The 21,264-nt window shown below is 68.1% G+C and carries 19 protein-coding genes and 3 tRNA genes; 9 read left to right on the top strand and 13 right to left on the bottom strand.

Annotation, left to right across the window (positions count from 1 at the left end; translation table 11 throughout):
- The first annotated feature begins 68 nt into the window (after positions 1-68).
- Entirely contained in the window at positions 69-1,022 is a 954-nt protein-coding gene (locus tag VG502_RS14720) for an acyl-CoA thioesterase (protein WP_325550818.1), read from the top strand.
- A gap of 102 nt (positions 1,023-1,124) precedes the next feature.
- Here the strand turns inward: VG502_RS14720 and VG502_RS14715 are convergent, their stop codons facing one another.
- Positions 1,125-2,054, bottom strand: a complete 930-nt coding sequence (locus VG502_RS14715; RefSeq protein ID WP_325550817.1) for an NADP-dependent oxidoreductase — start codon at positions 2,052-2,054, stop codon at positions 1,125-1,127.
- 227 nt (positions 2,055-2,281) lie between these two features.
- On the opposite strand from VG502_RS14715, the gene VG502_RS14710 reads away from it, so the two are divergent.
- The 3 genes from VG502_RS14710 to VG502_RS14700 all read left to right on the top strand — a co-directional run bounded on the left by VG502_RS14710 (position 2,282) and on the right by VG502_RS14700 (position 4,727).
- The gene (locus VG502_RS14710) at positions 2,282-3,592 is read left to right on the top strand and encodes a YncE family protein (protein ID WP_325550816.1); all 1,311 of its coding nucleotides are present in this window, start codon (positions 2,282-2,284) and stop codon (positions 3,590-3,592) included.
- Positions 3,593-3,618: 26 nt separating this feature from the next.
- On the top strand, positions 3,619-4,218 hold the full coding sequence (locus VG502_RS14705; RefSeq protein ID WP_325550815.1) for a GNAT family N-acetyltransferase: 600 nt from the start codon (positions 3,619-3,621) through the stop codon (positions 4,216-4,218).
- Positions 4,219-4,331: 113 nt separating this feature from the next.
- The gene (locus tag VG502_RS14700) at positions 4,332-4,727 is read left to right on the top strand and encodes a VOC family protein (RefSeq protein WP_325550814.1); all 396 of its coding nucleotides are present in this window, start codon (positions 4,332-4,334) and stop codon (positions 4,725-4,727) included.
- Between the two features lie 304 nt (positions 4,728-5,031).
- Here VG502_RS14700 and ettA read toward each other — a convergent pair whose 3' ends face one another.
- From ettA to VG502_RS14665, 7 genes are all read right to left on the bottom strand, one after another.
- Entirely contained in the window at positions 5,032-6,714 is a 1,683-nt protein-coding gene (ettA, locus tag VG502_RS14695) for an energy-dependent translational throttle protein EttA (protein WP_325550813.1), read from the bottom strand.
- Between the two features lie 80 nt (positions 6,715-6,794).
- Positions 6,795-7,337 carry a single-stranded DNA-binding protein gene (locus VG502_RS14690; RefSeq protein ID WP_325550812.1) on the bottom strand — a complete coding sequence of 181 codons (543 nt, stop codon included), beginning with the start codon at positions 7,335-7,337 and terminating at the stop codon, positions 6,795-6,797.
- Positions 7,338-7,497: 160 nt separating this feature from the next.
- Positions 7,498-9,117 carry a YfjP family GTPase gene (locus tag VG502_RS14685; protein ID WP_325550811.1) on the bottom strand — a complete coding sequence of 540 codons (1,620 nt, stop codon included), beginning with the start codon at positions 9,115-9,117 and terminating at the stop codon, positions 7,498-7,500.
- A complete protein-coding gene (locus VG502_RS14680; RefSeq protein WP_325550835.1) occupies positions 9,114-10,859 on the bottom strand; it encodes a GTPase family protein in 1,746 nt (581 codons plus the stop codon). The genes VG502_RS14685 and VG502_RS14680 overlap by 4 nt, the downstream gene beginning before the upstream one ends.
- 323 nt (positions 10,860-11,182) lie before the next feature.
- Positions 11,183-11,259, bottom strand: a tRNA-Arg gene (locus tag VG502_RS14675).
- Between the two features lie 56 nt (positions 11,260-11,315).
- The gene (locus tag VG502_RS14670) at positions 11,316-12,002 is read right to left on the bottom strand and encodes a phosphoribosyltransferase (RefSeq protein WP_325550810.1); all 687 of its coding nucleotides are present in this window, start codon (positions 12,000-12,002) and stop codon (positions 11,316-11,318) included.
- Positions 12,003-12,015: 13 nt separating this feature from the next.
- Entirely contained in the window at positions 12,016-13,206 is a 1,191-nt protein-coding gene (locus tag VG502_RS14665; protein ID WP_325550809.1) for a PrsW family intramembrane metalloprotease, read from the bottom strand.
- Between the two features lie 47 nt (positions 13,207-13,253).
- Between VG502_RS14665 and orn the strand changes: the two genes are divergently transcribed.
- The 3 genes from orn (at position 13,254) to VG502_RS14650 (ending at position 14,901) form a co-directional block, all read left to right on the top strand.
- On the top strand, positions 13,254-13,871 hold the full coding sequence (gene orn / locus VG502_RS14660) for an oligoribonuclease (protein ID WP_325550808.1): 618 nt from the start codon (positions 13,254-13,256) through the stop codon (positions 13,869-13,871).
- A 146-nt stretch (positions 13,872-14,017) separates the two neighbouring features.
- Positions 14,018-14,093, top strand: a tRNA-His gene (locus VG502_RS14655).
- A 121-nt stretch (positions 14,094-14,214) separates the two neighbouring features.
- A complete protein-coding gene (locus VG502_RS14650; RefSeq protein WP_325550807.1) occupies positions 14,215-14,901 on the top strand; it encodes a potassium channel family protein in 687 nt (228 codons plus the stop codon).
- Positions 14,902-14,920: 19 nt separating this feature from the next.
- Here VG502_RS14650 and VG502_RS14645 read toward each other — a convergent pair whose 3' ends face one another.
- The 4 genes from VG502_RS14645 to VG502_RS14630 all read right to left on the bottom strand — a co-directional run bounded on the left by VG502_RS14645 (position 14,921) and on the right by VG502_RS14630 (position 19,224).
- Positions 14,921-15,832: a sucrase ferredoxin gene (locus tag VG502_RS14645; protein WP_325550806.1), complete on the bottom strand. Its 912-nt coding sequence runs from the start codon at positions 15,830-15,832 to the stop codon at positions 14,921-14,923.
- The gene (locus VG502_RS14640) at positions 15,829-17,034 is read right to left on the bottom strand and encodes a cupin domain-containing protein (protein WP_325550805.1); all 1,206 of its coding nucleotides are present in this window, start codon (positions 17,032-17,034) and stop codon (positions 15,829-15,831) included. Before VG502_RS14640 ends, VG502_RS14645 begins: the two co-directional genes overlap by 4 nt.
- Positions 17,031-17,369 carry a hypothetical protein gene (locus tag VG502_RS14635; RefSeq protein ID WP_325550804.1) on the bottom strand — a complete coding sequence of 113 codons (339 nt, stop codon included), beginning with the start codon at positions 17,367-17,369 and terminating at the stop codon, positions 17,031-17,033. The genes VG502_RS14640 and VG502_RS14635 overlap by 4 nt, the downstream gene beginning before the upstream one ends.
- 133 nt (positions 17,370-17,502) lie before the next feature.
- Complete coding sequence (locus VG502_RS14630) at positions 17,503-19,224, bottom strand: YihY/virulence factor BrkB family protein (RefSeq protein ID WP_325550803.1); 1,722 nt, start codon at positions 19,222-19,224, stop codon at positions 17,503-17,505.
- 162 nt (positions 19,225-19,386) lie between these two features.
- On the opposite strand from VG502_RS14630, the gene VG502_RS14625 reads away from it, so the two are divergent.
- Positions 19,387-19,462, top strand: a tRNA-Lys gene (locus VG502_RS14625).
- Between the two features lie 85 nt (positions 19,463-19,547).
- On the opposite strand, the gene VG502_RS14620 is transcribed toward VG502_RS14625, so the two are convergent.
- Complete coding sequence (locus VG502_RS14620) at positions 19,548-20,105, bottom strand: hypothetical protein (RefSeq protein ID WP_325550802.1); 558 nt, start codon at positions 20,103-20,105, stop codon at positions 19,548-19,550.
- A gap of 117 nt (positions 20,106-20,222) precedes the next feature.
- On the opposite strand from VG502_RS14620, the gene tdh reads away from it, so the two are divergent.
- Entirely contained in the window at positions 20,223-21,260 is a 1,038-nt protein-coding gene (tdh, locus tag VG502_RS14615; RefSeq protein WP_325550801.1) for an L-threonine 3-dehydrogenase, read from the top strand.
- The last annotated feature ends 4 nt before the right edge of the window (positions 21,261-21,264 follow it).

Genomic DNA, 21,264 nt, shown 5'->3' with positions numbered 1-21,264 from the left:
AAGGGCGGGGAGCTTGCGACTCGCCAGGCCAACCGAGACCAAGCCTTCACGATCGTTACGCTCACCGGGTGACCTCCGACGATTCGACCCATCAGCTGCCGCCCGTCGAAGACCTGCTCGACGTCCTCGACCTCCGCCCGGTGGGCGTGGCGCGCTCCAACTCGGTGATCACCGCCCCGGACGGTGCGCCGGAGATGGACCTGAGCGAGCGCTCCCTGCAGCTCTTCTCCGGCCGTAGCCAGGAGACGCCGCACGGGCGGGCCTTCGGCGGGCAGGTGCTCGCACAGAGCGTGATCGCGGCCGGCCGGACCGTGGCGTCGGCCGGTTTCGCGACGCGACCGATCCATTCGCTGCACGCCTACTTCATCCGGCCCGGCGACTCGACCCACCCGATCGAATTCGGCGTCGAGAACCTGCGCGACGGCAATTCCTTCTCGGTGCGCCGGGTCTACGCGATGCAGTACGGCCAGACCCTGCTGTCGGCGACGCTGTCCTTCCAGGAGCCCGCCGAGGGCCTGGACCACCAGGCGGCGATGCCGTCGGTGCCCGACCCGGACCGGGTGCGCACGACCGCCGAGGAGCTCGAGGGCATCGACCACCCCGCCGTCGAGCACTGGAAGCGGCGCGCACTCGACGTTCGCACCGTCGAGGGCGCGATCTACCTCGTCCCCGGCCGACAGCACGCCGCGCACCAGAACGTCTGGATGAAGACCGTGGCAACGCTCCCCGACGACCCGTTGCTGCACGCGGCGATCCTTGCCTACGCCTCCGACTACTCGCTGCTGGAGTCGGTGCTGCGCCGGCACGGCCTGGTCTGGGCCGACCGGCGCCTGCGCCCCGCGAGCCTGGATCACGCCATGTGGTTCCACCGGCCGGGCCGAATCGACGAGTGGGTCCTCTACGAGCAGGAGTCGCCGTCGGCCTCCGGCGGTCGTGGACTCGGCCTGGGCAAGATCTTCGCGCTGGACGGCAAGCTGATCTGTTCGGTCGCCCAGGAGGGCATGGTGCGGGTCAAGGAGTAGGCGATGCCGGACGAGCGCGGACCGACCTCCGGCGAGCCGTCCCGCGCGACGCGAAAACGCTTCTGGCTCAAAGCGATCGAGGCGACGTCCGGGTGACTGCGCTCAGGGAACGATGACGACCTTGCCGCGCGTGTGGCCCTCTCGGCTCAGGTCGAAGGCCGCGCCGACGCCGTCCAGCCCGAAGGTCTGTGCGATCTCGACAGTGAGCTTGCCTGCGTCCGCGAGTTCGGCGAGCGTCACCAATCCGTCGTGGTCCGGGCGGACCCAGAGGTAGTCACCGCCGTGCGCCGTGACGGACGCGTCCGCGATCGATGCGTGCCGACCGTCCTTCGCGAGCACTGAGAGCGTGATGTCCTCGACGTCGCCGACGAAATCGACCGCCGCATCGACACCTTCCGGCGCCAGGTGACGCACCCGGTCGGCCAGGCCCTCGCCATACGTCACGGGCTCGGCTCCGAGCGATCGCAGGTAGTCGTGGTTGCGCGTGGATGCCGTGCCGATCACCCGCGCGCCGGCCGCGGCGGCGATCTGCACGGCGGCACTGCCGACACCGCCGGATGCCCCGTGGATGAGCACGGTCCTGCCGGCGCCGTCGGGGCTGATGCGTGTCGCCTGCAGCGCGCGCAGCGCCGTCAGGCCCGCGAGCGGCAACCCGCCGGCCTGCTCGAACGTGAGCGAAGCCGGCTTGTGGGCGACCGCCACTGCGGGCACCGCGACCAACTCGGCGAAGGTGCCGGCGTGCACGGCCTCCTTGCGGGCGTAGGCGTAGACCTCATCACCGGCCGTGAACTCCGGAGTGTCGGGTCCGACCGCACGGACGACACCGGCGACGTCCCATCCGGGGATCACCGGGAACACCGCGTCCATCAGGCCGTCCAGGTAGCCGGCCATGACTTTCCAGTCGACGGGATTCACCCCCGCTGCTCTCACCTCGATGAGCACCGCTCCCGGCGCGACCTTCGGATCCGGGACGTCTCCCACTGTGAGTGTCGAATTGTCCTGTGCGTAGGACGAATAGCTCGCTGCACGCATCGCTTGCTCTCGGGTCGGGGAAGGCTCACATCGAGCCGATTCCAGTCTAGGAGCGCTTGACGGTCGTATGACGACACGATGGCCAACCGGGCGAATGTGCCTGATTTCGGCGCGTTCGCGCCATACCCTCCTCGCATGGGGTTCATTCAGGACAAGTACAGGGGGCTTGCCATGGTTTGGCGTTGCAGGGAGCTCGCGACTCGCAACGCCAACACGGGGTGAGCCCCATGGGCGAAAGAACCCACTGGCGCCAGGAGCGCATTTATGTACGCCGCAGGCGAATCGCCTTCACACTCGCCGCGGTGCTCGTGCTGGCGCTCGCAAGCTCGGTGGTCGCACTCTGGCAGGTCGTCAAGCCGGGGCCGGCCCAGGCGGTGGGCACCGCACCATCCTCGTCAGCCGGCACCGAACCCCTCGGCACCGACGCGCCGACGACGCCGAAGGTGATCCAAACCGATCCGTCGTCGGCGACCAGCCTGGGACAGATCGACCGGTTCACCGGAGGCATCACGCCGAAGTCGGTCGACGCGAGCGGGCAGGGCCTCGTGCTCGCCAACAACATGATCTACAGCCACTCGATCACCGTCTACGACAGCACCACCCACAAGCTCGTCAACCGGCTCTCGGACTCGATCGACCTGTCGAAGTTCGGTTTCGCCGAGCACAAGGGCATCGCCAAGGGCGGCCCGGTCGAGGCGGCCTGGACCCAGGACGCGAAATACGCGTATGTCTCCAATTACGTGATGTCCGGCCCAGGTTTCAAGGGCTTCGCCAAGGACGAGTGTTCCCCGAAGAGTGGCTTCGACAACGGCTTCGTCTACCGCTACAACGTCGCCAAGAAGACCTGGGACCAGGCGATCGAGGTCGGTGCGGTGCCGAAGTTCGTCGCGATCACGCCCGACCAGAAGAAGGTCGTGATCAGCAACTGGTGCGACTTCACCATCAGCATCATCGACCGCGCAACGGCCAAGCAGACCAAAGTCATCAAGCTCGCCGCACAGCCCCGCGGCATCGTGATCATGCCGGACAACAAGACGGCATACGTCGCGGCGATGTACGGCAACAAGGTCTTCCGCGTCAACATGGAGACCGGCGAGCACCACGTGATCATGGACGTCAACCGTCCCCGGCACCTGGTGTTGTCTCCTGACAACAAGTTCCTCTACCTCGCCGCCAGCGGCACCAACCGGGTCTACAAGATCGACACGGCCACGGACAAGGTTGTCGCTCAAGTGGTTTCGGGCCCAGAGCCGCGGAGTATGGCGATCTCGCAGGACGGCACCGCGCTGTATGTCGTCAACTACTTCGGCAAGTCGGCCAGCAAGATCACCACCGCGGACATGAAGGTGATCCAGCGTGTGCCGACCGATCCGTCGCCGATCGGCATCACGTATGACGACGCGACGCATCAGGTCTGGGTTGCGTGCTACGGCGGCAGCATGCTCGTCTTCGACGACACGAAGCGCGCGAGCGGCTCGGCGCCGCCCACGGGCTACTCGCCGTCGTCCGTTCCGACAGCGACTGCGACCGCGGAGTGACGCGAGGCGTGTGCTGAGATCGTCGTATGACGATCCCGCTCCCCCTCACGCCGACCACTCTCACCGGACGACTCGTCCGGCTGGAGCCGTTGAGCCACGATCAGCACGACGGTCTCGTGGAAGCCGCGTCCGATGGGGCGATGTGGGACCGGTGGTACACCTCGGTCCCCCGCCCGGAGGACATGCATGCGGAGATCGACCGGCGGCTGGCCCTGCAGGAGGCGGGCACGATGCAGCCGTTCACGGCGGTGCGCACCGCTGACGACGCCGTGATCGGTATGACGACCTTCATGGACATCGTGCCGTCGGTGCCCCGGCTGGAGATCGGCTCGACCTGGAACCGCGAGTCGGTCCACGGCACCGGCACGAACGCCGAGAGCAAGCTGCTGCTGATGACGTATGCATTCGAGACCTGGCAGGTGGAGGCGGTGCGGTTCCGCACGCACAAGATGAACCTGCAGTCGCGTGCCGCCATCGAACGACTCGGCGCAGAGCTGGAGGGCATCCTGCGCGCCGACTCGATGGACCCGTATGGCGTCGTGCGCGACACCGCGCAGTACAGCATCGTCGCGCGCACCTGGCCGATGGTGAAGGCGAACCTCCAGCACCGGTTGCGGAACCGCTGAGATCCACCCACGGAGTTCTCCGGTCCTTCGTCGCTCCGATACGTCGCGAGGACCCGGAATGAGCGGCGATATCTCGTTGCCCCGTGTCGGCGAGAGCCGACACGATGGAGCGCATGACTTCACGAGCCGCAAATTTCTGTTTCGACGCAGCCGACCCGTATGCCCAGATGATGTGGTGGAGCCAGGTCCTCGGCGACTACCACCTGGAGGAGGACGACCCGTCACGTCCCGGCGACGAGGAAGCCGGGCTCATCGGCCCGAACAACACCTTCCTGATCTTCCTCAAGGTCCCCGAACCCAAGACGATCAAGAACCGCGTGCACTTCTGCCTCCGCTCCACGGACCTCACGCGCGACGAGGAGGTCGACCGGATCCTCGGACTCGGCGCGACCATGGTCAACGACCTGCGGAAGCCGGACCGGGGCTGGGCGGTGCTCGCCGATCCCGAGGGCAACGAGTTCTGCGTGCTGATGTCTGACGCCGAGCTGGCCGCCCGCGAAAACGCCTGACCCCTGCCAGCCACTTTTACCGAGAGGACACGAAAACACTCACAGGACACGTAATTCGGGCCCATAGACGCCTGATTGCGTGTCCGCTCGGTGCATCGGGTGTCCTCTCGGCATGATGGGCGGACCGCCGTCGCCGCGTGGGGCCCGGACAACGCGAGGGGCCTGGACAACGCGAGCGAACCGGGAGAACGCGAGGGGCCCGGACAACGCGAGCGAACCCGCACAACGCAGGGGCCGGGACAACGCGAAGGGCCGGGTCCATGTGGACCCGGCCCTTCGAGATGCGCGACGTGCGACCGAAACGTCAGTCGCGGGTCAGGCGGCGGTGGGTGACGCGGTGCGGACGAGCGGCTTCGACACCGAGGCGCTCGATCTTGTTCTCCTCGTAGGACGCGTAGTTGCCTTCGAACCAGTACCAGTTCGAGGGGTTCTCGTCGGTGCCCTCGTAGGCGAGGATGTGCGTCGCGACCCGGTCGAGGAACCACCGGTCGTGGCTGATGACCACGGCGCAGCCCGGGAAGTCGAGCAGGGCGTTCTCCAGCGAACCGAGCGTCTCGACGTCGAGGTCGTTGGTCGGCTCGTCGAGCAGCAGGAGGTTGCCACCCTGCTTGAGGGTCAGCGCGAGGTTCAAGCGGTTGCGCTCACCACCGGAGAGCACACCGGCCTTCTTCTGCTGGTCCGGGCCCTTGAATCCGAACTGCGAAACGTAGGCGCGCGAGGGGATTTCAACCTTCCCGACCTGGATGTAGTCGAGTCCGTCGGAGACGACCTCCCAGAGCGTCTTCTCCGAGTCGATGCCGGCGCGGGACTGGTCGACATACGAGATGTCGACGGTCTCGCCGACCTTGACCGAGCCGTCGTCCGGCGCCTCGAAGCCGACGATGGTCTTGAAGAGCGTGGTCTTGCCGACGCCGTTCGGGCCGATGACGCCGACGATGCCGTTGCGCGGCAGGGTGAACGACAGATCGTCGATGAGGACGCGGTCGCCGAAGCCCTTCCGGAGGTCCTTGACCTCGATGACCTGAGCACCGAGCCGTGGGCCCGGCGGGATCTGGATCTCCTCGAAGTCCAGCTTGCGGGTCCGGTCGGCCTCGGCCGCCATCTCCTCATAGCGCGCCAGACGCGACTTGCTCTTGGTCTGCCGTGCCTTGGCGTTGGACCGCACCCACTCCAGCTCGGACCGCAGCCGCTTGGCGAGCTTGGCGTCCTTCTTGCCCTGGACCTGCAGGCGCTCCTCCTTCTTCTCCAGGTAGGTGGAGTAGTTGCCCTCGTAGGGGTAGAGCCGGCCGCGATCGACCTCACAGATCCAGCCCGCGACGTGGTCGAGGAAGTAGCGATCGTGCGTCACGGCCAGGACGGCGCCGGGGTATGCCGCCAGGTGCTGCTCGAGCCAGTTGACCGACTCGGCGTCGAGGTGGTTGGTCGGCTCGTCGAGCAGCAGCAGGTCCGGCTTGGACAGCAGCAACTTGCACAGCGCCACGCGGCGGCGCTCACCACCGGAAAGGACGGTGACGTCGGCGTCCCCGGGCGGGCACTGCAGGGCGTCCATCGCCTGCTCGAGCTGCGAGTCGAGGTCCCACGCGTCGGCGGAGTCGATCTTCTCCTGCAGCTTGCCCATCTCGGCCATCAACGCGTCGAAGTCCGCGTCGGGCTGGGCCATCTCCTCGGAGATCTCGTTGAAGCGGTCGAGGTCGGCCTTGATCTGCCCGAGGCCCTCCTCGACGTTGCCGCGCACGTCCTTCTCTTCGTTCAGCGGGGGCTCCTGCAGCAGAATGCCGACGCTGTAGCCGGGCGACAGGCGGGCCTCACCGTTGGATGGCTGGTCGAGGCCGGCCATGATCTTCAGGATCGTGGACTTACCGGCGCCGTTGGGACCCACGACGCCGATCTTCGCGCCTGGGTAGAAAGACATGCTGACGTCATCGAGGATCAGTTTGTCCCCGACAGCCTTGCGCGCCTTGGTCATGGTGTAGATGAACTCGGGCATGTGCGAAGGCTATCGGGGCGATGCCGTGGCACCGAAATCGTGTCACCGCACCGGCCCCGCCCCGACGCTGGTGCGCGCTCTCAACTGGCCTGTTGCTGGACCAGCGGACCGGAGGAGGACGAGACCTCCCCGTCGGTCGAACCCGCGAAATCGGGCGCTTGTGCGGGCACGTCCGCGTCGCTCCCCCACGAGTCGGCGGCCGGAGCGGCGTCCGTCCGCCAGCTGGCCCGCTCACCGCCGACGCTCCCGCCGCGTCGACTCTGGCCGGGCACCTTCTGGTAGGTCGCGATGCCGAAACGCAGGTCGGGACCGACGTTGAACGCCTCGATCTCGGGCGCCGACCGCGTCTCACCACTGGCGGTCTGCCACTGGCTCATCCGCAGGACGCCGTGGATCAACACCGGCATGCCCTTCTTCAAGGACTGCTGGACGTTGGAACCCACATCCCGAAACGCCACCACCTTGTAGAAGGAACTGCGGCCGTCGACATACCCACCGCCGGCCTGATCGCGGTAGAACTCGTTGACCGCGATGCGGAAGGTGGTGAAGTCGCCCTTGGCGCTGGTGATGCGGTCCGGATCGGCGACGACGTTGCCGCGGAGTGTCACGTGTGTCTCGTTCATGTCGAGCCCCTGTCTGGCCTGATTGCCTGGTCTGTCCGGCGCACGCGCTTCACGTGCGTCGGAGTGGACCTTCAGGCTGGAGCCGTGGGCAGCACAGGGCGAGTGCATCGTGTCGCCGTTGTGGACGACGCCGGCACCGACAGTGGGATGTGGACAGGCGTCAGCGGGCCGCTACAGCCAGCGACTCCCGGGTGCTGCGGTGGGCCTGGAGCACCCGCGCGACCGGGTTGACGATCTGCTCGATGCCGACCGCCGCAATGGCGGCGCGCAACCGCGCGTGCACCTGATCGGCGCGGCGCTGAGCACCGCGCGCCGCGGCCCATCGCGAGACGAGCGCGAGCAACACACCGGCGAGGAGCCCGAAAACCAGCATCAGCAGCGGGATCGGCAGGCCGATCCATTTCGGCGACGAGGCATCGACGTGCGCAAACCCGAGCGCGACCAGCAGTCCGAGCCACACCAGGCCGACCAGGGCGACGGCGGCGAAGACCCACTGGAGTACCGAAGCGACCGACCACCACGCCGGACGCTTGTCGTGCAGCTCCGTGCCGATGACCGCTTGGTCGAGGTTGTCGTGCAGGTGCTCGTCACCCGGTGTCGCGGCGTTCTGGGCGGCCTCCGCCCACGGCGCGGGCAGGCCCTGCGCCGCATGCCGGCCGAGCTTGTGGGTCGCGACGTCGACGGCCGCCCGGGCAGCCGGCCCGGCCGGAGGCAGCGAGGAACGACCGAGCGCCAGCTTGGCGCCCGAACGGTTCATCGTGTGCGCCTCGTCCAGGCGCAGCCGTCGCAACGGCTCGGGACGCAGGCGGTGCACCCACCGGGTGAACGGCCAGCCGGTGTGGTGCTCGGCCTGCCGCCGGTAGTCATGACGCACCGCGTCGACCACGGCGGGGACACCGGCCGCTCGGCAGAGCGCGTCGGTGAGCTCGGAGTCGTCCTGCCCGGCCAGATCCACCTCGGCGGGCGCGACGCCGGTCGTCAGGGTTCGGGCCGCGCCACGCACGTCGGCCAGCAGTCGCTGCTCGGCAGCGTTGCGTTCCTGCACGACCGTCCCGATGGTTCCGGCCAGGTCGTCGACGCCGAACCCGCGCACCGCGGACGTCGGCAGGATCGGCACGCCGGCGAGCCCATCGGCGGTCAGCAACCGGTGCAGATCGTCGGCACACTCGGAGATCTGCGCGCGGTCGAGCCGGTCGATCTGGTTGAGCACGACCAGCGAGACGGCGTCGTGGCCGGCCAGCCGCTTCACGTAGTCGTCGTGCAGCACGGCATCGGCATACTTCTGCGGATCGGTGACCCAGATGAAGACGTCCGCGAGCTCGATCACGCGGTCGGCCTCCGCGCGGTGTTGCGCGACCTTGGAATCGAAGTCGGGCAGGTCGAGCAGCACGAGGCCATCGAGTGTGTCGGCGCGCCTGGTGTTGCGCGGCACCTGGTGACGGGTGCCGACGCCCAGCCAGTCGAGCAGTTCGCCGCTCGGCTCGTCACCCCAGATGGCGGCGGTCGGCACCGACGTCGTCGGACGGCGAGCGCCGATCCGCGAAACCGGCTCTGCCACAAGGGCATTGAAAAGACTCGACTTCCCGCTGCCAGTCGCTCCGGCGAGCACGACGACGGTGCGGCCACCGACCATGCCCTGCCGGGTCGGCACCTTGCGCAGGATCTGCTTCGCGTGTGCCACGCCGTCCGCGGGAAGCTGCTCCTCGCCGGTGCGCAGTGCGTCACCGAGGGCGTCGGCGTGCGTGGCGACGTCCTGCCAGCTGATCTTCTGTTCCGTCATCGCTTCGACGTGCCCTGGCTCGGCCGGCGCTGCGCCGACCGCACCTCGTCGATGGCCGCCCTGAGCTGCTCGGCGGACGAACCGCTGCCGGTGGTCTCGGTCAGCACGTCGTCGAAACGGGTGCGTTGTGCGTCATACAGCTCCTCGGTGCGGGCCAATAGCTGGGTGCGGGCTTTGTTCGCCAGGGTGCGCACGGCCTGGTCGCCGAAGACGGCTTCGAGCAGGCGCTGCGCCAGGATCGCGGATCCGCCCGCGATGCCGACCTCGGCGCCGGTGAGTCCGGCGGTCGCGGAGAAGACGACGAGCATCAGCAGCACGGAGATGCCGTTGACACCGAACGCCAGGAAGCGCGCGGTCGTGCGCTTGCCACCGGCTTCCTCGCGCACCATGGCCAGGACGTCATCCTGCCAGGCACGGACCAGCTTCTCGGTATCGGCGGCGAATCCGCTGGAAACAGAGGAGAGTTCGGGGTGTGCGGTGACCAACTCCGCTCCTCCTGGTGTATGGCGCCATTGCCGGGTCACCGAGATCGTGGCCGTCTCGCCATGTGCCTGCAACAGCGCGGCGACGCCGGTCTGCAGTGCGGCGCCGAGATCGTCGGCAGGCCGACGGGTGTGCGAGCGCAGGGCGGAACTGATCCGGTCGCGCATGCGGCTGACGCCGGCCTCGAGCTGCCGGAAGACCTCACCGGTGCCGACGAACTCCTGCCATCGCGCCAGCACCTCACCACGCAGCAACGTGCCGTCCTGCATGCCGTCGGACACCCCGGAGAGGGCTGCGGCATACCCGTCGGCGGCGATCTTGCTGAGTTCCTGCCGGGCCGAACCTTGTTGCCGGAGCGCACTTTCCAGCCCGGATGCGCGTCCATCGAGCGAGTCGAGCGCACCCTGCAGAGTGCGTCGGATGACGATGCTTCGTGCGTGCTGGTCGGCCGCGAGTGACGCCAGCCAGCCATTGATGCGGGCAACCTCGACGCCGGGCAGCAGCCCGTCGGGGCCGAGCTCGGACTCGGCGATCGCGAATACCGGCGACTGGCCGAGTCCCTGCTCCATCAGCATCGTCGCGAAGTCGGCGCGCACTTCCTCCATCGCATCCAGCGGCACCCGGTCGAGCACCACTGCCACGGAGGTCCCGCGCTCGATGGCCTGCTGCAGGAGGTTCCACGGCACCGCGTCGGCATACCGCATCGCTGTGGTGACGAAGATCCACAGATCGGCCGCCGAGAGCAGCTGCCGCGCGAGGTCCCGGTTGGCCGACACGACCGAGTCGATGTCGGGCGCATCGAGCAACGCCAGCCCCTGTGGCACGTCGCCGGCAACCAACCGCAGCGTGCCCGGGTCACCGGCCTCGGCCTCGGCTCCGGTGAGGCGGGCCAGGCCGGGCAGCACCCGAGTGCTCGTGAACCATTTCGCGTCGGCCGGGTTGTGGATCAGGGTCGAGGCGCGTGTGGTCGGCCGCAGCACACCGCTCTTGGTGACGGCCTCACCGACCAGCGAGTTGACCAGTGTCGACTTGCCGGCCCCGGTGGAGCCGCCGACGACGGCGAGCAACGGCGCGTCCAGCGCAGCCGCCCGCGGAAGGATGTAGTCGTCCAGCTGGGCGAGCAGTTCCGCGCGCTCGCGCCGGGCGTGCTCGACGTCCGACAGTTCCAAGGGGTATGCCGTCGCGTCGACACCGCGGCGCAGTGATTGCAACGCGGCCAGCAATCGCGCACCTTCGACGTCGTCCGACACGTCGCACATCATTTCGTGGCGAGGGCCGCGACTCAACTTGGCCCGCCGTTACCCGCCGAATCGGCCACTGTTAGATACGCCACGACGGCTTGTTGCTACCGCAAGCCGCAGCAAGCTGCTGACGGGCACCCCCGTCGGCGCCTCGTCCGACCTCGTTCCTCGGTCGTCCGATACGCCTGTTACTTCTGCCGGGCGTGCAAAAAAGCCAGCAGCAAGCTGCTGGCGTTTTGCACCCCCGTCGGTGCCTCGTCCGACCTCGTTCCTCGGTCGTCCGACGCACCTGTTACTTCTGTCCTGGGTGCCAAAAAGGCCGCAGCAAGCTGCGGCATTTTTGGCACCCCCGGCAGGACTCGAACCTGCGACCTAGAGATTAGAAGGCTCTTGCTCTATCCAGCTGAGCTACGGGGGCAAACCGGCCCCTTCAGAATAATCTTCGGGGCTCGGGCAGATTACCGGACGGCCACGTCACGGCTCCGGTCGATCGGTCGGGTTCGCCGCACTCAGCAACCGCCGCACCTCGTCGTTCGAGGTCTGGCCGAACACCCGGTATGCCGCACCGACCGCCGAGAAGTCCGGGGGTTGCCAGGGGCAGACCAGTTCGTCCGCCTCGCCGGCCAGCGCCGCGCACACGTCCGGTGGACCGACCGGGGCCGCGAGCACGATCCGTGCCGGTTCCCGCCGTTGTATGACGTGCGCCGCGACCCGCATCGTCGCGCCCGTGGCCAGTCCGTCGTCGACGACGAGGACCACGCGACCCTGCAAGGACACGGACCGCCGGCTGCCGCGGTAGATGCTCTCGCGGCGGCGCAATTCGTCGACCTCGGCGGCCAGGACGCGGTCGAACTCGTCATCGGTCACGTGCGCGTGCTGCAACACCTCCGGATTGCGCACAACCTCCAGTGCGCCCGCCGCACCCGCGACGGCTCCCATCGCGACCTCCGGATGACGCGGCAGGCCGAGCTTGCGAACCACCAGCACGTCGAGCGGCGCCCCCAGGTGTCGCGCAACGGCTGCCGCGACCGGCACTCCACCGCGGGGCAGACCCAGCACGACAACGTCGGAGCGACCGTCATACGCCCGCAACCGGGACGCGAGCGCTGCACCGGCCCCGGCGCGATCGGCATACAGCCGATGCCTTCTCACGCTGGCCATCACCGCTCCCTCGCTACCGGGCCGTCATCCCCCGGTCGTCGTAATAACGGTAGAGCGCCGTGTCGAGGAAACGCACCCGCAGGTGCGCCACGATCTCCAGCAGATGTTCCTCCGCCTCGATCACCGGCGCGCTGCGGTCGCCGCGATCGATCCGTGCCCGCACCATCGCCAATTCGCTTGCCGCGTCTTGCAGTTCGCGCATTTCTCCCTGTGCCTCGACACCTCCGTGGTGCTCTGCCCACGCCATGGCATAGCGACGCTCCTTGACCGAGGACAGCATGAGCACTTCCGGCACGGAGAGCCGCCCGACGTCGACGTACTCACCGAGCTCCCGGGCGATGAGGGTCGCCTCATGCCTGCGGGCCAGCACGATCAGCGTCATGAAGGCGACGAAGAGCGGCAGCTGCAACAGCACATAGAAGACGAGCCAACCGTGCTGCGGCAGCAGCGCGCCGAGATTCCAGATGCCGTGCAGCGTGACGGCGCAGCACCAGCCGGCGAACGGCGCCACGAATCGCAACTGCCGGTGTGGTGTCGTGGCGGCAATGCCGATCCCGATGCCGGTGCAGACGGTGAACATCGGGTGCGCGAAGGGACTCATCACGACCCGCACGATGAAGGTGCTGAGCAACCCCTGTTCCCCCGAGTGTGCGAACCCGGACGCGAGATAGACGACATCCTCGACGGCTGCGAATCCGGCGGCGCTGAGCCCGGCATACACCATGCCGTCGAGTACGCCGTCGACCTCGCGGCGGCGAAAGAGCAACAGCAGCAACGGACCGAGGCCCTTCATCGACTCCTCGACCACGGGCGCGACCCACGTCGCGGCCGACGGGTGGGTCGCCAGCATCGGATCGATGAGCACCGAGCCGAGGTTGTTGAGGACTGCGGCGCTGAATGTCGCGATGCACGCTCCCCACAACAAGGCGAAGACCAGCATCCCGGTGGGCTCCCGCTCGAATCGGTCGAGCCACAGGAAAACCGGCACGACCACACCCAGGACGAGCAGCGACAGCACCAGCCCCAGTCCGGTGGCGATCAGGCCGGACTGGTCGTCGATCAGCACCAGCATCCCGAGTCCGCCGAGCGCGAAGAGGATCGCGATCAGCGAGACGGTCAGCCATCGGCGCAGCGTGGGGCGCCGATCTGGTCGTGGTGGCGGCAGCACCCGGGCACTGTATGACGTGCGTCCGGCACTGCGCACCACAGGCTTCCCCACCGGTCCGGAGCACGGGTCCCTAGAGTGATCCGGTGAGCGAAGACAAGGCACGCACCGACCGAATCGTCTGGATCGACTGCGAGATGACCGGATTGAGCCTGACCGACGACGCACTCATCGAAGTGGCAGCGCTGGTCACCGACTTCGAGCTGAACCAGCTCGGCGACGGGGTGGACGTCCTCATCAAGCCGTCCCAGGAGGCGCTCGACCAGATGAACGACTTCGTCCGCGCCATGCACACCAGGAGCGGCCTGCTGGACGAACTCGCCGGCGGCGTGACCATGGAAGAGGCGCAGCAGCAGGTGCTGGACTACGTCCGCGAGTTCGCGCCCGAGGAGGGCAAGTGGCCGCTCGGCGGCAACACGGTCAGCACCGACCGCGGATTCCTTGCTCGCGACATGCCGCAACTGGAGTCCCACCTGCACTACCGGATCATCGACGTGTCGTCGGTGAAGGAGCTGTCCCGCCGCTGGTACCCGCGCGCCTACTTCAACGCGCCGGCCAAGAACGGCGGCCACCGCGCGCTCGCCGACATCCGCGACTCCATCGATGAGCTGCGCTACTACCGCGAGGCCGTTTTCGTGCCGCAGCCCGGCCCGGACAGCAAGGCCGCGAAGCAGATCGCGGCGAAGTTCGGCGCTGAGAGCTGAACTGTCAAGGGGTGGTCACGAGCGAGCGCAGCGAGCGACCAAAAGGTTCTGCGGAGTGACAGCACCCGAGGCACGAGGGGGTTGTCACGACCACCCCTTGGCAGCAGGTACGATAGTCCGCGCTGCCTCCGATGGAAGTAGCCATGGTGGGTGTAGCTCAGCTGGTAGAGCGTCGCGTTGTGGTCGCGAATGTCGCGGGTTCAAGTCCCGTCACTCACCCCACACCGAAGAACCCCGGCCTCCTGCGAGGCCGGGGTTCTTTCACGTCCGGCCGCCGCCGGCTCGCAGGGAACGACCGGCCGTCGCGCAGGAAGCGTCCAGCGCTCCCCCACACGATGGCCGCATGCGTTCCAGGTCCCGGTGGGAGATCACCCTCGTGCTGGCCGCGGTGGTCTTCCTCGCGGCATACGCCGTCTCGATCCTCGACACGAGCCTCGGCCGCACCGAACGGCACCTGTGCGACGTGGTCGTCTGGGGAACCTGGGGGTTGTTCTCGGTCGACTACGTCGTGGAGTACCGCAAGTCGAACAACAAGCGCAAGTGGGTGATTCGCCACCTGCTCGACTTCGCGGCGCTCATCCTGCCGATGCTGCGTCCGCTGCGGTTGTTGCGTGTCGTGCCGATGCTGCGTGTCCTGAACCGTATGACGGTCGCGTCGCTGCGCGGCCGGGTTGCGGCATACATCGTCAGTGCGTCCTTTCTGGTCGGCTTCACCGCGTCACTGACCTGCCTGGACGTCGAGCGCAACGCACCCGGCAGCAACATCCACACCTTCGGTGACGCCGCCTGGTGGACCATCTCGACCATGACGACGGTCGGCTACGGCGACCACTACCCGGTGACGACCGAAGGCCACTTCATCGGCGCGGCGCTGATGATCTCCGGGATCGCCCTGCTCGGTACCGTCACCGCGACGCTCGCATCGTGGATCACCGAGCAGGTCAAACGCGACGACGATCTCCTGCTCGCCGAGATCCGCAGCCTGCGCCGAGACATCGCGAAACTGCAGCGCCAGCACGAGCATTCGTGATCCCGCGGCGTCGTCCGGCTCAGCGCCGCGTGTCCGGCGGAACCCTCACGGCGACCGTTTCATAGGCGAGGGCCCGACTCGGCGCGGGAGCCAGGCAGGTCAGTTGGGCGGCCGGCTCCGCATAGAACCGCAGTTCGACCGCCACCTCGGCCGGCAACGGCGCAGCGCACTCGAGCAACACCGTCCACCGGTCGCCGCGGCGCGTCGCGGAGCGCACCTGTATGGCGTGCCGCCCGGCCGGCCCGAAACGACCCAGCACCTCGGCGACGGCATACTGCTCGGCCGGCGCGAGGTCGGTGTAGCCGCGCAGGTGATCGGCCGCGACCAGCCCGCTGCGCAGCAGCCCGACCGCCTCGATCGCCTGGTCCGGCGTGACGTCACCGAAGTAGACGCCATCCGGAGCGACCAGCACGTTGGCCGCATAGCGGTCGCCGCCGACGTGGCTGCATTCCCAGGTCTCGTCGGGCCATTCCTCGTTGAGCGCGCGAGCGACGGGCCGGCCGCGGATCGCGCAGCAGGCGTCGTGGACCCCGTGCGTGCAGACCAGGTGGACCGGCGGCAACCCGGTGGCACCGGGTCGGTCGATGGCCGCCGCGATCTGCGCGAGATCGGCCTCCTCGGACCAGCTGCCCCACTCCTGGCGGTGCTCGCCCGTTGCGTCATACCGCAGGACGGCCCAGAGGGCCTCCCGCCCGGACGGCTGGCGACCGTGCCGGCGGACCAGCAGGATGCGCATCCCGGCGGACTGCGCCGCGTGGCGCACGACATGCTGCACCTCGGGGGCCAGGTCGAGTTCGGCGAACCCGCCGAACGGCCACGGGCCCGGATGCTCGATGAGGACCCAGCCGCGCGCCCGCGCCGCGGTGCCGGCCTGGCGATCCCCCCGGGCGAATGCGGCTGCAGCGCAACGGAACTGGCCCGGTCGAGTCACGGCGTTGCAGGCACCGCAACACCCGCGCGCAACAGCCGGGCAGTGAGGGCGAGTCCGATATCTCCGGCAGCTCGCGGCTGCCCGTCCAGCAACTGTTGTATGGCGGGCAGCTCGTCGGCCTCGAAGTCGAGCCAGCCGACCCGCGTGTGCAGCCGCGGAGCATCCAGCCTGGGCGCCAGGCTCTCACGCAGCCGAACCATCGACGACTCGTCCAATGTGTCGACCGCGGCCTGCTGCGCGAGCGGGCCGAGCGGACCGGGCCGGCTCTGCCGGTTGCGGGCGCGGTGGAACGCGGGCGCCGGGTCGGACTCACCCAGGACCGCGAGCAGCTGCTTGCGGACGGTGTCGACCACGTCGGCCGGGTCGTTGACTCCGATCGGCAGCGACTGCCGTGCCTCGGGGTCGTCCCGGAGCCGGGTGAGCGCGTCCTGGACGAGTTCCTCGGCGATCGCATAGCGGGTCCAGGCATGTACGCCGAGCGTGACATGGATCGACACCTCGTCCTGCGCCTGCGCCGCATGCAGCCAGCCGCGCGGAAGGTAGAGGCAGTCCCCCGGTTGCAACATCGTGTCGATCACCGGCTCGCCCTGCGCGGCTTCGGCTACGGCGGCCCGATGGTCGGTCCACGGCTGGTCGCGCAGCGGGTCCGGGTGGACCGGCTCGTGGATGACCCAGCGCTTGCTGCCGGCGATCTGCAGCACGAAGACATCGTGCACGTCGTAGTGGTCGTCGAAACCGCGATTCTGCCGCGGCGTGATGTAGGCGTTGGCCTGCACGGGGTGCCCGAGCTCGGTCGCCAGCTGCGAGGTGAATTCTCCGATGGGGGCCCAGGTGCGCTGCAACGCCTGCAGCACGATCGTCGCGCCGTCGGCGAACTGCCGCCAGATCGCGGTGTCGTCGAGCTGGTCCCCGATGGTCGCTCCGACTCCGGCCGGCGCGGTGAAGCTGCGATCGGCCAGGGTCGCGCCGTCCTTCGCCATACGCAGGAAGGGGGTGCGCAGGCCACGACGGGAGAGCAACTCGTCGACGGCCGCTGCGGAGAAGAGATCGCTGAAGTCTGCGACCTGGCGACTCAGCAACGCCTTACGGCCCCAATAGTTTTCGGCGAATTCTTCCGGGGTGACTCCGAGCAGTCGCGGCTGAGCGACCCCGGCACCGAAGCCGGTGCCGGGGTCGTCAGATGCAGTGTGGGGTGTGCTCAATTGGCGGGGCCTGCTCCGCCATCGGCGCCGCTGTCCTGCACGCCCTCGGTGCCTCCGGCACCGCCGTCGGCGGGACCCTCCTGGCCGGCGCCACCATCAGCGCCTCCGTCCTGCACACCCGATGTGCCCGAGGCACCACCGTCCGCGGGACCCTCCTGGCCCGCGCCACCATCGGCACCGCCGTCCTGCACACCTTCGGCGCCCGAAGCTCCACCGTCGGCGGGACCCTCCTGGCCCGCGCCACCATCAGCGCCTCCGTCCTGCACACCCGGCCTACCTTCGGCACCGCCGTCGGCGGGTCCCTCCTGGTACGGATCCTGCGTGGAATCACTCATGCGTCCTCCTGCGAATCTCGTGGCCCGAGTCGGGCCGTGTGCTTGCGAGCGCGCTCGCGACGACACCATGCGGCGTCGCTGCCTCCTGTCTACCCCAACCAGGTGAGGGCCAAAAGGGATAACGCGAGCGAATTCAGCGCGCTGAACGCTTCGGGTGCCCGGCGAACCACTCCTCGCGGCGCTGCAACTGCTCCTGCTCGATCTCGGCACGAAGCACGGCCGGCGCCTGCGGCTGCTTGGACTTGTGCTTGGACTCGTGCTTGGGCTTCGGCTTCTCCTCCGGCTCCGGCGGACGCTGGGCCGCCTTGGCCTGCTTCTCGGCCTGCTCCATGTCGTATGTCGCACGTCGGGCCCGCCGCTCGGCGCGGACCTGCTCGCGTTCGGCGGTGTCCGCGGGCACGAACTGGGCGCGGACCTTCTCGACCGAGTCCCAGCGGTCCTGCCGGGTCACGTAGGACTCGGCGATCTTGACCTCCCTGGCGGCCTCGGCCTGGCGCTGCTTCTCCTTCTTCGCCTGCTTGGCCCGCTGCCGATCCAGCCGGTCGCGCACGAGTCGCGCCTTCTGTGCCTTGAGCAGCCACGAGTCACGCCGCTGCAGTCGCGACTCCTCGATCACTGCTCTTTCCTCTGCACCCACGGCGATCGCACCTACCTCTGTGTTGGTGTCCACTGCGGCCCGCGGCGCCGATGCGTCGCGTGGCCCGACAAGACCAGTCTTACCCGATCGCGACGAGGTGCTCGCAACGCCCGCAACCTGGGCCGCGTGTCCGGCCGCCATCCGCGCCCGCCCGAAGACATTCGGATCGTCCGCTGCCTCACGCATGGCGTTCAGCCGCAGCTCGTGAGCCGTGTCGAATTCCTTGGCCGCCTTGAGTTCGATCCCTGCGAACTTGGAGTCGTCCTTCGGGGGCAGCAGGATCATCTCCTCCGCCGGCAGCCCGGACTTCAGCTGGCGGGTACGGATGAGTTCGGCGTCGACCTCTGCCCCGAAGAGCATCGCGATGTTGGTGATCCACAGCCACAGCATGAACATGATCGCGCCGGCGAACGCGCCATACGTCTTCTGGTAGCTGGCGCCCTGCGTGAGGCCCAGGTAGATCAGCAGCGCGGCCGATGCCACGACCCAGACGACGAAACCGATCAGCGCGCCCCAGGTGAAGATGTCGCGCTTGGTCTTGCGCACGTTGGGAGTCGCCCAGTAGAGCATCCCGATGATGAAGACCACGATCAGCACGACGAACGGCCACTTGGCGATGTCCCAGATCTGCACGGCCTGGCTCGGTATGCCGATCTCACCGGCGATGGAGCTGGCCACCTTGCCCGTCGTCACCAGGGCGAACATCACCACGATGATGAGCACGACCTCGACGATCGTCACCAGATAGAGCGCCGGGCGCAGCTTCCAGACCGGCCGGCCCTCGGGCACCTCGTAGATCCGGTTGAGCGCGCGGCTGAACCCGCCGACGTAACCCGACGCCGACCAGATCGAGAGCAGGATGCCGACGGCCAGCGCGATGCCGCCGCCGCCCTGCGTGTTGACGTGGTCGATGAACTTCGTCAGCCAGTCGAACTCACTCGGATCCTTGCCCGCGATGTTCGCGACGATCTTCACGATGCTCTTGGTGGTGCTCTTGCCGTTGCCGAAGACGTTGATCAGCGACAGCACACCGATCAGCCCCGGGAAGAGCGATTGCATCGAGAAGTAGGTCAGTGCCGCGGCCTTGTCCGTGCACTCGTCGGAGCTGAATTTGCCTGCGGCGCGCTTGAGCGCGACCTTCCAGTCGGCCTTGGCAGTGGTGTCCGGCGTCTCCTTCGGACGCTCGATCTCTTCCTCGTCCAACAGCAGCATCGACATCGGAGGTTGTCCTTCGATCGGGGTCAAAGTCTGGCTCGACTCCGAAACCTACTGCAGTTGCGAAGCCGGTTCGGGCATGGCTGGGACCGGTGTGGCGACGGGTGCGACCCTCGATTTCATTTCTGCCGGTCGGTCCTGCTATCTTTCTCAGGCGTTGAACGAGCGCCATTAGCTCAATTGGCAGAGCAGCTGACTCTTAATCAGCGGGTTCGGGGTTCGAGTCCCTGATGGCGCACCAGCCGAAGGCCAGGACACACGAAGTGTCCTGGCCTTCAACGTTTCTCGCGTGCACCGGCTTGTGCAGCGGCACGCGCCGAGCGGCCTCAGGCGAGCCAGCGCAGGCCCGAGCGGACGGCGACCTCGGACCACTTCCCGCCGAGGCCCCACGTGTGGCCGGCCCGGCAGGCGGCGAGCGCGATCGCCGTCGCGGCATACAGGATGTGCTCGTCGACGAAGGGGTTGTTCTCGAGCGGTAGCGAGGCGAGCCACAGTGAGCCCATCAGCATGGTCGCCCCCACCGCCGCGAGGCGCAGCGCGATGCCCGACAGGAGCGCCGCGCCAACCAGCAGCATCCCGGACATGAATGACCAGTCCACCCAGGCGTGCCCCGCCATCGCGTGGAACGGACCGGCGAAGGTGCCGTCGACGCTGCCCAGGAACCCGCTCGTCGGCGACCCTCCCCGCACCCACGCCTGCTCCCCCGCGGTGGCGAGGCCGAGGCCGAACGCCTTGTCGAGGAACGCCCACAGGAAGACGAATCCGAGCAGCATCCGGACCACCGCGAGGGCGGCGGGACGCAGCTCGGCCCCGGGCCGGCGAGCCGGTGTCGGCGACGCGGGATGGGACAAGGATGCGGGTGACTGGCTGGTGTCTACGCTCATCTGAACCTCCGTTTGGGATTTAGGCGAGCCTTACCTAACCAGAGCGCCAGCCGTGTCGCCAACACGTCCACAACCCCGCTCACATGCTGGACAGCGTGACGTAGCAGACTGTCCGCCGTGCGTGCACTGGCGAAGACAGGTGCCCAGCCGGGCTTGGAGCTGATCGATGCCCCCGAGCCGACCGCAGGGCCGGGCGAGGTCAAGATCAAGGTATGGCGGGCGGGCCTGTGCGGCACCGACCTGCACCTGGAGGGCTGGGACGACTGGGCCGCCGCGACCGTCAAGCCGCCGCTGATCATCGGCCACGAATTCTTCGGTGAGGTCGTCGACATCGGACCCGGGGTCACGAGCGTGCAGGTCGGCCAGCGCGTCTCCGGCGAAGGCCACGTCGTGTGCGGCGAATGCCGCAACTGCCGCGCCGGCCGGCGACACCTGTGCATCCGCACCAGCTCGGTCGGTGTCAACCGCAATGGCGCGTTCGCTGACTACGTCGTCATACCCGCCTCGAACGTCTGGGTGCAGCCGGACGACATGGACCCCGACGTCGGCGCCGTCTTCGACCCGTTCGGCAACGCCACCCACACCGCGCTCTCCTTCCCCATCGCGGGTGAGGACGTGCTGGTCACCGGCGCCGGGCCCATCGGCGTCATGGGTGCCGCGATCGCCAAGCACGTCGGGGCGCGGTATGTCGTGGTGACCGACGTCAGCGACTACCGCCTGCAGCTGGCCAAGGAGGCCGGCGCCGACCGGGTCGTCAACGTGAGCCGGGAACGCATCTCCGACGCACAGGCCGACCTCGGCATGCGCGAAGGCTTCGACATCGCCCTGGAGATGTCCGGAAACCCTTCTGCTGTCAGCGAATTGATCGACAATATGAATCACGGCGGTCGCATCGCGATGCTCGGGCTGCCCGGCGATCCCTTCGCGATCGACTGGGGCCGGGTCATCACCCACATGCTGACCATCAAGGGCATCTACGGCCGCGAGATGTACGACACCTGGTACGCCATGAGCGCGATGCTGCAGTCGTCACCCGCACTGGCGAACGCCGTGCACTCGGTCATCACCCACCGCTTCCCCGCCGAGAAGTGGCAGGACGCGTTCAACGCCGCGCGCTCCGGCGAGTGCGGCAAAGTCGTCATGGATTGGAGCTGACACA

Origin of the sequence: Flexivirga sp. (assembly GCF_035551235.1) — a bacterium.
Lineage (GTDB): Bacteria > Actinomycetota > Actinomycetes > Actinomycetales > Dermatophilaceae > Flexivirga.
The sequence above is the reverse complement of the archived record's forward strand: the minus strand, read 5'-3'. Positions and strand labels throughout refer to the sequence as shown.

Excerpts from the sequence above, each read along its gene's own strand:
- VG502_RS14715 (WP_325550817.1), bottom strand. The coding sequence starts at position 2,054 with ATGCGTGCAGCGAGCTATTCGTCCTACGCACAGGACAATTCGACACTC.
- VG502_RS14700 (WP_325550814.1), top strand. The coding sequence starts at position 4,332 with ATGACTTCACGAGCCGCAAATTTCTGTTTCGACGCAGCCGACCCGTAT.
- VG502_RS14650 (WP_325550807.1), top strand. The coding sequence starts at position 14,215 with ATGCGTTCCAGGTCCCGGTGGGAGATCACCCTCGTGCTGGCCGCGGTG.
- VG502_RS14705 (WP_325550815.1), top strand. The coding sequence starts at position 3,619 with ATGACGATCCCGCTCCCCCTCACGCCGACCACTCTCACCGGACGACTC.
- VG502_RS14620 (WP_325550802.1), bottom strand. The coding sequence starts at position 20,105 with ATGAGCGTAGACACCAGCCAGTCACCCGCATCCTTGTCCCATCCCGCG.
- VG502_RS14635 (WP_325550804.1), bottom strand. The coding sequence starts at position 17,369 with ATGAGTGATTCCACGCAGGATCCGTACCAGGAGGGACCCGCCGACGGC.
- VG502_RS14680 (WP_325550835.1), bottom strand. The coding sequence starts at position 10,859 with ATGTGCGACGTGTCGGACGACGTCGAAGGTGCGCGATTGCTGGCCGCG.
- VG502_RS14685 (WP_325550811.1), bottom strand. The coding sequence starts at position 9,117 with ATGACGGAACAGAAGATCAGCTGGCAGGACGTCGCCACGCACGCCGAC.
- VG502_RS14690 (WP_325550812.1), bottom strand. The coding sequence starts at position 7,337 with ATGAACGAGACACACGTGACACTCCGCGGCAACGTCGTCGCCGATCCG.
- ettA (WP_325550813.1), bottom strand. The coding sequence starts at position 6,714 with ATGCCCGAGTTCATCTACACCATGACCAAGGCGCGCAAGGCTGTCGGG.
- VG502_RS14710 (WP_325550816.1), top strand. The coding sequence starts at position 2,282 with ATGGGCGAAAGAACCCACTGGCGCCAGGAGCGCATTTATGTACGCCGC.
- VG502_RS14630 (WP_325550803.1), bottom strand. The coding sequence starts at position 19,224 with ATGTCGATGCTGCTGTTGGACGAGGAAGAGATCGAGCGTCCGAAGGAG.
- VG502_RS14670 (WP_325550810.1), bottom strand. The coding sequence starts at position 12,002 with ATGGCCAGCGTGAGAAGGCATCGGCTGTATGCCGATCGCGCCGGGGCC.